Here is a 13,988-nt window from a genome sequence, read left to right on the forward strand (position 1 = left end):
AGGGGCCGTTGCGGGTGCCGAAGGCCGGTTCGCCGCCCGGCCCCGCGACGAGAGCCGTGCGGGCCGGTTTCCGGATCGCTCCAGCACGCGCGCCGGAGAGGCGCGCAGCATCTCCCGCAGTGCGGCGATGACCTTCTCGTCGCCCTCGGGCGCCGTCCGGAAGGCGAGGTGGACGAGGGCGTCGACGGTCTCGACGGCGCTGAGGAAGCCCCGGCACAGTTCCTCGTCCGGTGCGCGGTCCAGGTAGCGGGACAGCAGGTCGGTGAGGCGGCCGACGACGCGGTGGAGGGAGGCCGCGGGAGCGCGGGCGCGGGTTTCATCCTGCCCTTCGGTCCCGGTCGGGTGAACCCCGGCCCCCGGCGGCGAGGTCGGGGCCCGCCGTCCCCCGCTCCGCCGCGGTCGGGGCCGTGCCGGGACTCGGTTCCGAGACCGTGATGTCGGCCGTGCTCTCCACCGGCTTTCCGCCCACGGCCCACACCGAGTCGTCGTCCGCGTAGAGGCGGACGGTGACCTGGTGCGTGCCGCGCCGGACGGTGTGCGGGGAGAGGTGGTGGCCGGGCGCGCGCAGCAGGGCGACGAGCCGGTCGTTCACGTAGAGGTGCGCGAGGCCGCGGCCGGGCACCGCCCGGTTGTCGGTGCCCTCCGGCGAGAAGCGGAAGTTGCGCACGCGCAGCCGTACGTCCCAGCCGCCGTCGGCGTCGGGCGTGACCTCTACGCCGACCTCGGGGGCACCCTCCTCGTCCACCTCGCGGTAGGGCCGGCCCCCGTCGTCCCGCTCCTCCAGGAGCTTGCCCACCGGCGACGGCACCCCGGCACCCCGCTCCTGTTCCTGTTCCTGGGCAGCACGCGAGCCGCAGCCCGCGGACCCGGCCAGCAGTACGCCACACACCGCGAGCGCGGTGATCAACCTCCCCGTCCACGCCATGCGGGGGAGCTTAGAACAGGCGTCCGGTCGCACGGATCCCCCTGGAGTCGGGTTCCGCGTCCTCCGTCGAGAGGAGGGCGGGGGTACTACGGGAGGAGGGCGACCGCCGGTGCGGGACCGGGCGGGTGCGGGGCCGGACGGGTGCGGGGCCGGACGGGTGCGGGGCCGGGCGGGGCGAGCGGCATCCGGGGGCCGGGACCACCGCACCGTACGAAGCGATGTCGCGTGGCCCTCTTGCGCCGGGGAAATCGCAATCCTACGGTACTGCATAGGAATCGCACGCAAGGGAGCAGCGAAGATGAGCGATGGGGACACCGCCCGCGCGAGCGCATTCGAGCGTGGAGGAGCGCGCAAGGCCGCCGAGGGACTCGGCCACCTCTCCGGTTTCGGCAACGAGCACAGCTCCGAAGCGGTCCCGGGCGCCCTGCCCGAGGGGCGCAACTCGCCGCAGCGCGCGCCGCTCGGGCTGTACGCGGAACAGCTGAGCGGTACGGCGTTCACCGAGCCACGGGCCCACAACCGCCGTTCGTGGCTGTACCGGATCCGTCCGTCGGCCGCGCACCCGGCGTTCACCCGCACGGGTAACGGGGCGATCCGCAGCGCACCCTTCAACCAGACGGTGCCCGACCCCAACCGCCTGCGCTGGAGCCCGCTGCCCGCACCGGCCGAAGGCACGGACTTCCTGGCCGGCCTGTGGACGCTGGGCGGCAACGGCGACGTCGCCCAGCGCGCCGGCATGGCGGTGCACCTCTACCACGCCAACGCGTCGATGGACCGGGTGTTCAGTGATGCCGACGGTGAACTGCTGATCGTCCCGGAGGAGGGCGGGCTGGTGCTGCGGACCGAGTTCGGGCTGCTGCATGTGGAGCCGGGACACATCGCGCTGGTTCCCCGTGGGGTGCGCTTCCGTGTGGAGCTTCTGGACGATGTGGCCCGCGGCTATGTCTGCGAGAACTACGGAGCCGCCTTCCGGCTTCCCGACCTCGGCCCCATCGGCGCCAACGGTCTGGCGAACGCACGGGACTTCCGGGCGCCCGTCGCCGCGTACGAGGACGTCGAGGGGCCGGTGGAGGTGGTGAACAAGTTCTGCGGCAACCTCTGGTCGGCCACCTACGACCACTCCCCGCTGGATGTCGTCGCCTGGCACGGCAACCATGTGCCGTACGCCTACGATCTGCGCCGCTTCAATGTGATGGGCACCATCTCGTACGACCATCCGGACCCGTCGGTCTTCACCGTGCTGACGGCGCCGAGCGATACGCCGGGGCTGGCGGGGGTGGACTTCGTGGTGTTCGCGCCGCGCTGGCTGGTGGGCGAGGACACCTTCCGGCCGCCGTACTTCCACCGGAACGTGATGAGCGAGTACATGGGGCTGATCGAGGGCGCCTACGACGCGAAGGCGGAGGGGTTCGTGCCGGGCGGCGGCTCGCTGCACAACATGATGTCGGCGCACGGACCGGACCGGGAGACGTTCGAGAAGGCGAGCGCAGCCGAGCTGCGCCCGCAGAAGATCGACGACGGTCTCGCGTTCATGTTCGAGACGCGCTGGCCGGTGTCCCTGACGCCGCAGGCGGCACGCGCGGAGCATCTGCAGCAGCGCTACGACGAGGTGTGGCAGGGACTCGAGCGTCACTTCCGCACGATGTAGTGCGGATGATCCGGTGGCCGGGAGCCGAGGGCCGGGGTCCGGGGCTCCGGTTCGGCTCCGGGTGCCACAGCCGCTGTCGACGCACCCCTGCACCTCACATTGCACTGAACGTTCCCGACCGGTACGGATAGCCCGTGACCTCCTTCGCGCCGGATTCGATCGTCCTGAACCGCAAGTTGCCGCTCTGGTACCAGGTGTCGCAGTCGCTGCGTGCCTCGATCCTCGGCCGCTCGCCCCGGGACCCGCTGCGCCTGCCCACCGAGGAACAGTTGGCGGGGCACTACGGAGTGAGTGTGCTGACCATGCGGCAGGCACTGAAGGAGCTGGAGGACGAAGGGCTGATCACCCGGCACCGCCGGCGCGGCACGTTCATCGAGCCCGGTGCCCTCCGGGGCGCTCCGGTACGGCTGCTGGGGTCGGTGGACGCGATCGTGGCCCAGCAGTCCGGCATGACGACCGAACTGCTGGAGCACGGCACCGCGCCGGTGCCGGCCGAACTCGCCGAGCACTTCCCCGGGCTGACGGAGGCGGCGTCCTACCACCGGCTGCGCAGCGACGAGAAGACCGGCGAGCCGACCAACCACGCCCGCAACTACGTCCGTCCGGAACTCGCCGCCCGGATCGACCTGGAGGATCTGCGACGCTGGCCGATGACCAAGGTGCTGCGGGACGTCGTCGGGGTGGACATCGGCCGCATCACGGACACCGTGGAGGCGCGGCTCGCGGATCCGGAGACGGCCCGACTGCTCCGGGTTCCGCTGCTCAGCCCGATCCTGCACTACACCGGCGTCACCTACGACACCGACGGCACCCCCCTGGACGTGGCCGTGATCAACTACCGGGGCGACCGCTTCTCCTTCACCGTGACCCTGGAAGCCACCTGATCCCGGCCGCCCGTCAGGTCGTACGATGCCCAGCGTGACGCACGACGACGCTCCGCTGCTGGCGGACCTCATGCCGTGGTCCGTCGCACCGCCACGGCTCGGCCGGGGATGGCCTGCGGCCCCCGATCCGGCGGCGCTGAAGGCCCGTTGGAACGCCCTGATGAAGGCTGCGGGACCGGACAGGGAGGTCCTGCTGCAGCCGTCCCGCTCACGGACCGGGCACACGGCGGTCGGGCAGCTTCCGGGCCGGTCGGGCGGCACGGAGCGGCTGGCACGCGCCTCGGGTGCGTGCCCGGAACCGGTCCGCGTGCTGCGCTCCCCCTTCGACGAGCAGTGGCTGATTCCCGACCAGCGGCTGATCGACGCGGCCCGCCCCGAGTTGTGGCGGGTGGCGGACGAGCGGCAGATCTTCCTCGTCGAGACCGGGTCCGCCACGGGACGCGGGGCACGCACGCGGGGCGAGCGTCCCCGGGGCGGCGCCGCCGGCACCGACGACGCCGGTGACGCCGCCGGTCCTCGGCTCCTCGCCACCTCCCTGCTGCCGGTGCTCCGTCCCGGCCGGGTCCGCCCGTTGTACCGCCGGCCCGGCGGCGCGGAGCCGAACCTCGCCCCGGGCCTGTCCGAGCACCTCACGGCACGCCTCGGCCGGGAGGTGCCGGCCCTCGACGTGCTCGCCTGGACGATGGCCGTGGTGCGGCCCGGTCCCGGAGGGCTCGCGGTGCCGCTCACCGGGGACGCCGGCGCGTGGGACGCGGGGGTGGAGGTGGGGCGCCGGATGCTGTGGCTGATGCGGCGCGACGGGGAGCGCCCCCGACTCCCGGGCGGACGCCGCCCCTACGTCCGCGCCCCGCTCCCGTCCCGCCCGTCGACCGTCCGGTACGACCGCGACGAGGAGGCCCTGTTCTTCGACGAGGGCCGCGTCTCGCCGGTGCCGCCGGCGGCCTGGGACTACGAGGTGGCGGGGGTCCCGGTGCTGGAGCGGTGGTGCGCGGCCCGCACGGAGGAGGCCGAGTCGGGGACGCTGGAGGCGATCCGGCCGGCCGGCTGGCCGCAGACCTGGACGTCGGAACTCCTGGAGCTGATCACGGTCCTCGCCCTGCTCGCCGAACTGCGCCCGTTGCAGGCCGCGTCGACGGACCGTGCGACGACCGACCCGATCACACCGACGGAGTTGCGCGGGGCGGGCGTGCTCCCCGTACCGCGGTCGGCGCACGGGCCCGCCTCGGTCCTGGACGCGCACGAGGAGGGGCCGGAGGGTCAGCTCGCGCTGATCTGACACGGCACACCACGGATCCGGGCCGGACCCGCTCCCTGCCGGTTCCCACCGGCTCCGGCCCATCGGCCCTCATCAGTCACTGGTGCCGAAGCCGTCGAGCACCCGTTTGAGGTCCCGCTCGCCGCGGGAGGCCGTGGGACTCGCGCCCCACGGGAGCCCCCGTGGGCTCACCAGCACAGGCCGGGGCGGCAGGAGCCGGTGCCGGGGGGGAACAGCAGGGTCCCGGGACGGGACGGCAGAGGTTCGCACGCCCCCGGAGCACTGCCGGGTGGATCGGGGCGCCGGGAGGGACGTGACCGGGAACGAGGTACCGAGAGGGGTGCCGGAGGAGGACGACGTGCCTGTGCCGGAGCGCACCGATGGGCGGCGCCGCGCGCCGTGGGGGGACGGGCGGCGCGTGCGCGGTGCGCCACGCCGGGACGGTGGGCCCGTCCGGACGCGGGCGCGGGACTAGCGGCTGCCGAGGAGCGAGCGGCGCAGCCGGCGCAGCGGGGCGAAGAGCGAGACGCGGCTCGTCCTCGCCCGTGAGCCCCTGGCTCCGCGGTCGTGCCTGTCACGCGCTGTCAGTTCACGCATCAGCGATGTCGCCTCGGCCGTCTCGTGCTGCGGGACGGCGGGTCCCGCCAGCACCGAGAGGTGGCGGTCCAGGCGCGTACTGGTCGCACTGCTCCCGCAGGTGATCGCAGGGACCCTGGCCCTGCTCCGCACCGTTATCTGATCCATGTCACTCCCCACCCGTACGAGTCCGCCCGGCCCCGGGCAGGTTAACCCTATCGCCCCGTTCGGGCACTCGCGTATCTCGGTCGCAGGATTCACCTTCCCCGTAAGGAGGTTGACGAACACTCGGTGATTACTCTCCGAATCCAACCCCTTTCAGGGCGAGTTGGACTATCGGCTGGGTTGTGGGCTGCGGCGATCCACCGCCCGGCTCGACGGTTACGGCGAGTGACGTTGCGGAGATGTCGAGGTCGGAGGCGACCAGGGGCGCGTCGCTCTCGAAGAGCCCGAGGGAGTGCGGTTGTGCGCCGGGGCGCATGAGCCAGAGCTGACGCACACGTCCGTTCGGCGGGTTGTCGTATCCGCCGAGGGTGACGACGGCACTCCGTTCCGATGCGGAAGCGATCACTCCGATCGTGCCGCCCCGCGCGTCCCGGCCGCTGCTCGCGCGGGCGTCCGGGGCGGCGAGAACGTGGGCGATCTCACGTGCGCGGTCCCGTTCGGCGGCCAGTTGGCCCTGGGTCCGGTTCGCCTGGACGGCGAACAGTGCGGCGACGACGAGGGCAGCGGCGGCGGTGGCCGTCGCGAAGGGCACGAACAGCGGCATCCGGTGCCGCCCGCCGGTCTGCGGCACGGGTCCGGTTCCCCATACGTGGGGCGGGAGTTGCGGTGCACGCGCAGCACCCCTCTGCTCCTGGGGCCCGGGGGCGGGGACGGGGGCGGGATCCTGTGGGGTGGTCCGTACGGCGGCCATGACCCGGTCGCGCAGGGCGGGTGGCGCGGGGGCGGCCGTGGACCAGGCGAGGCGGACGGCGTCCTCGGCGAGGACGCGTACCTCGGCGGTGCAGCGGCGGCAGGTCGTCAGATGCCTCTCGAAACGGATGCGTTCGGCGGGTTCGAGTGCGTCGAGCGCGTAGGGGGCGGCCAGCGAGTGGAGATCTCCGCGGCCCCCGCGGTCCAACAGCCGGTCCAGGAAGCTCATGCGGCACCTCCCAGGCAGTGGCGCAGTCGGGTCAGGCCGTCGCGCATGCGTGTCTTGACCGTACCGAGCGGCAGGGAGAGCCGCTCGGCCACTTCACGGTAGGTGTAACCGTCGTAGTAGGCGAGGGTGACCGACTGCCGCTGCAGCGCGGTGAGCCGGTCCAGGCAGCGGCGCACCCACTCGCGCTCGAGGCCGGCCTCGACCTCCTCGGCGACCTGGTCGAACGCGGGCTCGCTGCCGCGCCGGGCGGCTTCGCGCTGCTCACGCTCGCCTGCCGCGCGGGCGCTGCGCACCCGGTCGACGGCCCGGCGGTGGGCGAGGGTGAGCACCCAGGACAGCGCGCTGCCCCGCTCGGGGTCGAACCGGGCGGCGGAGCGCCAGAGTTCGAGCAGCACCTCCTGTACGACCTCCTCCGACTGGGCGGGGTCGCGCACCACTCTTCGCACCAGTCCGTACACCGGCCCGGACACCAGTCCGTACAGCGCCTCGAATGCCTTCTGGTCGCCCCCTGCCACCCGCACCAGAAGCTCGTCGGCCTCCAACGCGCACCCCCCTCTCCCGGCCCTTTCGGGCCACCCGGTCACACAAGGCATGCGCAGCGAACGCGCCTCCGGAAGGGAAGTACGGATCAGCGGACCGAAAACGCGGGTCGACCAGCGAGAAATGCTACGGGCGTTCAACCGTGACGGACCCGTCGAGAACTTTTCGCCTCCCGACCAATCCGGTCCGGGCACGGCTCCGAATCCCGATGCGTCAGGCAAGTTGGCACTGAGGACGGACGGCATGACACCTAACTCCAGGACCGGCGCGGGACGCAGGAACCTCGCGACCCTGATCTGTGGCGCGCTGGCCGCCGGTGGGCTCGCCGCCGCCGGCACGGCGGCGCTGGAACCGGGGGCGGCCTCCGCCTCCAGTCACCGGGAGGCCCCGCTGATCTCGGGCACTCCGCAGTACGACAACACCGATCTGTACGCGTTCGTCAGTCCCGACAAGCCGGACACGACGACGATCATCGCGAACTGGATCCCGTTCGAGGAGCCGGCCGGCGGACCGAACTTCTTCACGTTCGCCGAGGACGCGCAGTACGACATTCACATCGACACCAACGGTGACGCGCAGGGCGAGCTGCTGTTCCGCTACACCTTCAGGACCCATACGAAGAACGAGAAGACGTTCCTCTACAACACAGGCCCGGTCACCGCCCTGGACGACCCGGACCTCAACATCACGCAGACCTACGACATCGAGCTGCTGAAGCTGAAGGACCAGCACCTGGTGTCCCGTACGAAGATCGCGGACGACGTCCCGGTGGCGCCATCGAACGTCGGCAAGGCGTCCATGCCGGACTACGACACGCTCCGCAAGCAGGCCGTGCACGAGCTGGCGGGCGGCGCCACGACGTTCGCCGGGCAGGCCGACGACCCGTTCTTCCTGGACCTGCGCGTCTTCGACCTGCTGTACGGCGGGAACCTCTCCGAGGTCGGCAACGACACCCTCAAGGGGTACAACGTCAACTCGCTGGCCCTGCAGGTGCCGACGGACATGATCACCGAGTCGGCGGAGCAGCCGGTCGTCGGCATTTGGTCCACGACCCGGCGCAAGAACGCCAAGGGGCAGTTCACCCAGGTGTCGCGGCTGGGCAATCCGCTGGTGAACGAGGTCGTCAACCCGCTGAAGGACAAGGACACGTTCAACGCGTCCGCGCCGTGGGACGACGCGCAGTTCCTGAAGAACGTCACGCATCCGGAACTGCCGAAGCTCATCGAGGCGATCTACAAGATCGAGGCGCCCGCCGAGCCGCGCGACGACCTCGTCGACGTCTTCCTCAAGGGTGTCGAAGGGCTCAACCAGCCGCCGCACGTGACGCCGTCGGAGATGCTGCGCCTCAACACGTCGATCGAGCCGGCGGCCGAACCGAAGCGGCTCGGTGTGCTGGACGGCGACAACGCGGGCTTCCCCAACGGGCGCCGGCTGACGGACGACGTGATCGACGCGGCGCTCCAGGTCGTCGAGGGCGAGCTGGTCGGCGCGGCGAACGACCTCGGTGACGCGGTCGACGCCAACGACAAGGAGTTCGGCGCCTCGTTCCCGTATCTGGCCACCCCGACGGAGGGGTCGCGCGGTCCGCTCGCCGAGGGCGTGGACAGCGGCAACGACGTACGCAACCAGCTCGGTGACGCGCTGCGGCCCGCCGGGGCCGGGGGCTCCGACGACACCACCCTGATCGCCGCGTCCGCGGGGGCGGGAGCCTTCGGGATCCTGCTGATCGGCGGGGCCCTGCTGTGGTGGCGCAGGATGCGCGGCCGGGCGTACTGAGCCACCGCGCCCACCGGGGTGGGGCGGGACCCGGGGCTCAGGGCTCCGGTCCTGCCTCCCCGACCGGCAGGCGGGCCTTTTGGCCCGCCCCGGTGACAGGCGCGGCCCGTCCCCTCCATCCCCGCGGCACGGGCCGCGCCGCCGGCCCCCCGCATCCCGCGAGCAAGCGGACAAGTGAGCAAGCAACCGAGGAGAGGCATGCCTCCGCGTACGAACGACCACGCCCCGGAGAGCGGCCGGGACACCGGACCGGCGGAGCCCACAGGGCTGTCCGGGCCCTCCGCGCCCGCGGGGCCCGCGGCACCGCCGGGGACCACGGACACGCGGCCGGGCACCGGCGACCGGGCCGACGCCCGCACCGGCACCGGGGCCGCCACCCGCACCGAGCCCGAGCCCGGCGCCGGGACCGGGACCCGGTCCGAGGCCGCCGCCCGCCCTGAGTCCGGGACCGAGGCAGCCGGGCCCGGCCCGGAAGCCTCCCCGTCCGGCGTGCGCATGGCCGCTCTGCGCCGGTTCTCCGCCGCCGCGTGCCGCTCGCGCGGGACGCATCTCACGGTGTGCGCCGCGTTGTTGGCGGTCGCGATGACCGCCGGAGCGGTCGCCGTCGGCGGCGGCCGGGACGGAACACAGGCCGGAGCGCGGACCGGCGCCGATGCCGCTCCCGCGGCCGGGGCGCTCGCGGTCGGGGCGCTCGCCGGGGGCGACCTGGACGCGGGGGTCCGTGCTCTGCAGTCCCATCTGCGCTCCCAGCCACGGGACTTCGGTGGCTGGGCAAGCCTGGGGCTCGCCTACGTCGAGCAGGCGCGGACCAACGGGGACCCGTCGCGCTACCCGCAGGCCGAGCGGGCGTTCGACCGCTCCCTCGCGCTCGGATCCGGCAATGAGCAGGCACTGGCCGGCCGTGCCGCCCTCGCCGCGGCCCGGCACGACTTCTCCGGCGCCCTGAAGTACGCCGACCGGGCCCTGCGGCAGAACCCCTACAGCGAGCGCGCCCTGTCCTCCCGTATCGACGCCCTCGTGGAGCTCGGCCGGTACGACGAGGCCGTCGAGGCCGCCGACACCGCGGACAGCAGGCGGCCGGGGGTGCCCGTCTTCACGCGGTACGCGTACGTGCGGGAGCTGCGCGGCGACGTGCGGACCGCGCGCGAGGTGCTGGAACGGGCCCTGGACGGCGCGTCCGCGCCCGCCGACGTGGCGTACGTGGCGACCGCACTCGGCCAACTCGCCTGGAACCAGGGCGACCACGAGACCGCGCTCACCCACTTCGCCCGTGCCCTCGCCGCCGACGAGGACCACCTCCCGGCGTTGGAGGGACGGGCCCGCGCCCAGGCCGCGAGCGGCGACCGCGCGGGCGCGATCAGGACGCTGGAGCAGGTCGTCGTCCGCTCCCCGCTGCCCGGCCCGCTGGTCGCTCTCGGCGAGCTGTACGAGGCCCGGGGCGCCGACGGCGACCGTACGAAGGCGGCCGAGCAGTACGCCCTCGTCGACGCGCACGCCGCCCTCGCCCGCGCAGGAGGGGTCAACTCCGACCTCGACACCGCGCTCGCCGCCGCCGACCACGGCGACCCCGAAGCGGCCCTGCGAGCGGCCCGCGCCGAATGGGACCGCCGGCACAGTGTGCACACCGCGGACGCCCTCGCCTGGGCGCTGCACCGGAGCGGGCGCTCCGAGGAGGCGCTCCCCCACGCCCGCCGGGCGACGGCCACCGGCTACCGCAATGCCGCCTTCCTCCACCACCGCGGCATGATCGAACGCGCCACCGGCCACGACGGCGACGCCCGCCGGTCCCTCACGGCGGCCCTGGAACTGAACCCCGGCTTCTCCCCCCTCGGCGCCCGCGAGGCCCGTGCCGCCCTCGACGACCTGGAGGCGGCACGGTGAACCTCCGTCGATCCCCGGCCGACGGCACCGGCCGCCGTCTCGCCACCGGTGCCGCCGTCCTCGCCGCCGCCTGTGCGTTCACGCTGGTCCCGGCGACGGCGGCGAGCGCGCATCCGCTCGGCAACTTCACCGTCAACCGGTACGACGGCCTGGTCGCCGCGCCGGGCGAGCTCCGCGTCCACCATGTCGAGGACCTCGCCGAGATCCCGGCCACCCAGGCGAAGCCGGACGTCGAGGCGCTGGGCACGGCCGAGTGGGCACGTCGGCGATGCGCCGGCGCCGCCCGCGACAGCGAGGTCCGGGTGGACGGGCGTACGGTCCCGGTCACCGTGCGGAGCAGTCGTGCGCGCGTGCGCCCCGGTCAGGCCGGGCTCGACACGCTGCGCGTGGAGTGCGGGCTGACCGCTCCGCTGCCCGAGGACGGCACGGTGGACGTCTCCTTCCGCGGAGCCGGGGCGTCCTCGGGTCCCGGCTGGCGGGAGGTCACCGCCCGCGGCGACCGGACGACGCTGGCCGCGTCGGACGTGCCCGAGACCTCGCTGTCACGGGAACTGACCCGCTACCCGGAGGAGCTGCTGTCCTCGCCGGCCGACACGGCGACCGCGTCCCTCCGGGTGCGCACGGGCGGGCCGGCACTGGCGGGGAAGGAGACCGAAGCGCCCGCCGCCTCCGTACTGCCCCGCGGCGCGGACCGGTGGACCCGCGCCCTCGACGACCTCGTCGCCCGGCACGACCTCACCGCGGGGTTCGCGGCGCTCGCGCTGCTGATCGCGGTGGTCCTCGGCGCGCTGCACGCGCTCGCGCCGGGTCACGGCAAGACGCTCATGGCCGCGACGGCGGCGGCCCGGGGCCGCAGGGCCCGGCTGCGGGACGTCCTGCCGATGGCCGCCTCGGTGACAGTCACCCACACCCTCGGCGTGGTGGCGCTCGGCCTGCTGGTCACGGCCGGTTCGGCCGCCACGCCCTCGGTCGTCGCGTGGCTCGGGATCGCGAGCGGCGCCCTTGTCACCCTGGCGGGCGCGAGCCTCCTCCGGCGGGCCCTGCGCAACCGGAACGCCGCACCGGGCCACCCGCACCACCACGAGCGCGAACACGGGCACGCTCATGACCACAGTCACGACCACGAGCACGGGCACGAGCACCCGCACGTCCATGACCACGAGCACGGGCACGCCCGGGCGGGCGGCGCGCATCCCCGTCCCCGCACCGTCGAGCACACCCACGGCGGTCGTACCCACACCCACGCCGTCGCCCCCACGCTGCGCGGCACCATCCTGCTGGGTCTCGCCGGCGGGCTGGTGCCCAGTCCGTCCGCCGTGGTCGTGCTGGTGGGCGCCGCGGCGCTCGGGCAGGCCTGGTTCGGGCTGCTGCTCGTCGTCGCGTACGGCGTCGGACTGGCGCTCACCCTCACCGCCGCCGGGTACGCCGTGGTGAAGGCTGGCAGCGGCGTGAACCGGCTCCTGGCCCGGCGCCCGCGCTGGACCGCACGCCCGGTGGTCGCGCTGGTGCGCCGGAGCGCGCCCCTGGGATCGGCGTTCGTCGTCGTGGCCCTGGGAGCCGGATTGGTGTTCAGGGGGGCGGCATCCGCGCTGGGCTGAGCTACTTTCATGGGGAAACGGAGAATTCGCCCGGATGCGATGGGGGGCGCCATGTCCGAGGGACCGGGCAGTGAGCGGGTGATCGCGGGCCGGTACCGGCTGCTGTCACCGCTGGGCGAGGGCGGCATGGGGACCGTGTGGCGGGCCCGTGACGAGGTGCTGCACCGCGAGGTCGCGGTGAAGGAGGTCCGCGCCCCGGCCGGGCTGCCGACGCCCGACGTGGAGAGGATGTACGCCCGGCTGGAGCGGGAGGCGTGGGCAGCCGCCCGGGTCGCCGACCGCAATGTGGTGACGGTGTACGACGTGGCGACCGAGGACGGGCGCCCATGGATCGTCATGGAGCTGGTCCGCGGCCTGTCCCTGGCCGAGGTGCTGGACGCCGAGGGCCCGCTGGACCCGCAGCGTGCCGCGCGCGTCGGCGCGGAGGTGCTGGCCGCGCTGCGCGCCGCGCACGATGCCGGGGTGCTGCACCGCGACGTGAAGCCCGCCAACGTGCTGATCGCGAACGACGGGCGGATCGTGCTCACCGACTTCGGGATCGCCACGGTCGAGGGCAGTTCCGCACTGACCATGACCGGCGAGGTGATCGGATCGCCCGAGTTCCTCGCCCCGGAGCGGGCGCTGGGCCGCACTCCCGGCCCCGAGTCCGACCTCTGGTCGCTCGGTGTGCTGCTGTACGCGGCGGTCGAGGGCAGCTCGCCCTTCCGCCAGGACACCCCGCTGAGCACGCTGCGCGCGATCGTCGACGAGGAGTTGCCGTCCCCGCGCCGGGCGGGGCCGCTGGCCCCGGTCATCGAGGGCCTGTTGCGCAAGAACCCGGCCGAGCGGCTGTCCGCGGTGCGGGCACAGCAGGACCTGCGGCTCGTCGGCGCTGGGGGTTCCCCCTCCGGGGGAGGCGCACCGGACACCGGTCCAGCGCGCGCCGGCACGACGGGACCGGACCCGTACGCCCCCACCCCCGCGTACCCGCACGCGGCTCCCGCCCCTCGGCCCACCCCGGCGGCCCCGGCACCGTCCCCGTCCACGTCCCCGTCCACGTCCCCGTCCACCGGGAACACCGCGGTCGCCCGTCCCGGGCGCAGTCGCCGGGCCGCCGCCGTCCTGGTCACGGGCGTGGCCGTGCTGGCTCTGGCGCTGGCCGGTCTGACGTACGCGCTGCTGAACCGTGGGGACGGCGTGGAAGGCCGTCCGGGCGGGGCGAGTCCGTCCGCGCGGACCGGCGACGGCAACGGGACCGGGAACGACGGCGGAACCGGGCGGACCGGCGGCGCTGCTCCGACGGTCTCCGAGCACGACGGCAAAAAAGGCGAGGGGGACGGCGAGGACGGCGGCGAGAGTCCCCCACCGCAGCAGTCGGTGCGGGTGACGGTGAAGGGCACGCACACGGAGTACTCCGGTGCCTGTCCCCCGCCGAAGGAGCAGTCGCCCTCGTTCACGGCGACGTTCACGGTGGGGCGGCTGCCCGCGGAGGTGTCCTACCGCTGGGTGGGCGAGGACGACTCGGTGGCCGACCCGGGGTGGCGGACGCTGTCGTTCCCTGAGGGCGGCGGGCGCACGAAGCAGGACACGGTGATCGTGACGACGTACCTGGAGTCCGGGACGCTGGAGAACAGCATCGGGGTGGAGGTGCGGGAGCCCGTGCACACGACGTCGGACCCGGTGCCGTTCTCGGTGACGTGCGAGACGGAGACCCCGCCGGACGGGGCCTCCTCCTCTCCTGCCGGTTCGGCGGCCGCTCCCTGAGGGACGGGGGATTCGGCA

11 protein-coding genes and 1 pseudogene are annotated in these 13,988 nt (G+C 73.9%); 7 read left to right on the top strand and 5 right to left on the bottom strand.

All coding sequences use genetic code 11. From position 1 onward, the window contains the following. Positions 1–111 precede the first annotated feature (111 nt). Together OHB56_RS09650 and OHB56_RS09655 are read right to left on the bottom strand one after the other, a co-directional pair. Positions 112–300, bottom strand: a pseudogene (locus OHB56_RS09650) (TetR/AcrR family transcriptional regulator); the annotation flags it as partial. 16 nt (positions 301–316) lie between these two features. Further along, positions 317–925, bottom strand: coding sequence for a hypothetical protein (locus OHB56_RS09655; protein ID WP_406352692.1), 609 nt, complete (start codon positions 923–925; stop codon positions 317–319). Positions 926–1,223: 298 nt separating this feature from the next. On the opposite strand from OHB56_RS09655, the gene hmgA reads away from it, so the two are divergent. From hmgA to OHB56_RS09670, 3 genes are all read left to right on the top strand, one after another. Then, positions 1,224–2,573, top strand: a complete 1,350-nt coding sequence (hmgA, locus tag OHB56_RS09660; protein WP_406352694.1) for a homogentisate 1,2-dioxygenase — start codon at positions 1,224–1,226, stop codon at positions 2,571–2,573. Between the two features lie 134 nt (positions 2,574–2,707). Beyond that, positions 2,708–3,457 (top strand): GntR family transcriptional regulator, encoded by a 750-nt coding sequence (locus OHB56_RS09665; protein ID WP_326751877.1) that lies wholly within the window; start codon positions 2,708–2,710, stop codon positions 3,455–3,457. Between the two features lie 25 nt (positions 3,458–3,482). Further along, entirely contained in the window at positions 3,483–4,733 is a 1,251-nt protein-coding gene (locus tag OHB56_RS09670; RefSeq protein WP_406352696.1) for a type ISP restriction/modification enzyme, read from the top strand. A 450-nt stretch (positions 4,734–5,183) separates the two neighbouring features. On the opposite strand, the gene OHB56_RS09675 is transcribed toward OHB56_RS09670, so the two are convergent. From OHB56_RS09675 to OHB56_RS09685, 3 genes are all read right to left on the bottom strand, one after another. Then, complete coding sequence (locus OHB56_RS09675) at positions 5,184–5,456, bottom strand: hypothetical protein (protein WP_406352698.1); 273 nt, start codon at positions 5,454–5,456, stop codon at positions 5,184–5,186. 127 nt (positions 5,457–5,583) lie between these two features. Further along, positions 5,584–6,432: an anti-sigma factor gene (locus OHB56_RS09680; protein WP_326751880.1), complete on the bottom strand. Its 849-nt coding sequence runs from the start codon at positions 6,430–6,432 to the stop codon at positions 5,584–5,586. Then, positions 6,429–6,974, bottom strand: coding sequence for a sigma-70 family RNA polymerase sigma factor (locus OHB56_RS09685; RefSeq protein WP_055630684.1), 546 nt, complete (start codon positions 6,972–6,974; stop codon positions 6,429–6,431). The genes OHB56_RS09680 and OHB56_RS09685 overlap by 4 nt, the downstream gene beginning before the upstream one ends. A 241-nt stretch (positions 6,975–7,215) precedes the next feature. On the opposite strand from OHB56_RS09685, the gene OHB56_RS09690 reads away from it, so the two are divergent. From OHB56_RS09690 to OHB56_RS09705, 4 genes are all read left to right on the top strand, one after another. Next, positions 7,216–8,748: a DUF4331 domain-containing protein gene (locus OHB56_RS09690; RefSeq protein ID WP_406352699.1), complete on the top strand. Its 1,533-nt coding sequence runs from the start codon at positions 7,216–7,218 to the stop codon at positions 8,746–8,748. A 198-nt stretch (positions 8,749–8,946) separates the two neighbouring features. Further along, a complete protein-coding gene (locus OHB56_RS09695; protein ID WP_406352701.1) occupies positions 8,947–10,629 on the top strand; it encodes a tetratricopeptide repeat protein in 1,683 nt (560 codons plus the stop codon). Continuing rightward, positions 10,626–12,227 carry a nickel/cobalt transporter gene (locus tag OHB56_RS09700; protein WP_406352703.1) on the top strand — a complete coding sequence of 534 codons (1,602 nt, stop codon included), beginning with the start codon at positions 10,626–10,628 and terminating at the stop codon, positions 12,225–12,227. The genes OHB56_RS09695 and OHB56_RS09700 overlap by 4 nt, the downstream gene beginning before the upstream one ends. 51 nt (positions 12,228–12,278) lie before the next feature. Then, entirely contained in the window at positions 12,279–13,970 is a 1,692-nt protein-coding gene (locus OHB56_RS09705) for a serine/threonine-protein kinase (RefSeq protein ID WP_406352705.1), read from the top strand. Positions 13,971–13,988: the final 18 nt, after the last annotated feature.

This window comes from Streptomyces sp. NBC_01635 (assembly GCF_045209715.1).
GTDB lineage: Bacteria > Actinomycetota > Actinomycetes > Streptomycetales > Streptomycetaceae > Streptomyces > Streptomyces hirsutus.

Bases quoted from the DNA above. Each gene is read 5' to 3' on its own strand.
- OHB56_RS09655 (WP_406352692.1), bottom strand. From the start codon at position 925: ATGGCGTGGACGGGGAGGTTGATCACCGCGCTCGCGGTGTGTGGCGTA.
- hmgA (WP_406352694.1), top strand. From the start codon at position 1,224: ATGAGCGATGGGGACACCGCCCGCGCGAGCGCATTCGAGCGTGGAGGA.
- OHB56_RS09670 (WP_406352696.1), top strand. From the start codon at position 3,483: ATGCCCAGCGTGACGCACGACGACGCTCCGCTGCTGGCGGACCTCATG.
- OHB56_RS09675 (WP_406352698.1), bottom strand. From the start codon at position 5,456: ATGGATCAGATAACGGTGCGGAGCAGGGCCAGGGTCCCTGCGATCACC.
- OHB56_RS09680 (WP_326751880.1), bottom strand. From the start codon at position 6,432: ATGAGCTTCCTGGACCGGCTGTTGGACCGCGGGGGCCGCGGAGATCTC.
- OHB56_RS09690 (WP_406352699.1), top strand. From the start codon at position 7,216: ATGACACCTAACTCCAGGACCGGCGCGGGACGCAGGAACCTCGCGACC.
- OHB56_RS09695 (WP_406352701.1), top strand. From the start codon at position 8,947: ATGCCTCCGCGTACGAACGACCACGCCCCGGAGAGCGGCCGGGACACC.
- OHB56_RS09705 (WP_406352705.1), top strand. From the start codon at position 12,279: ATGTCCGAGGGACCGGGCAGTGAGCGGGTGATCGCGGGCCGGTACCGG.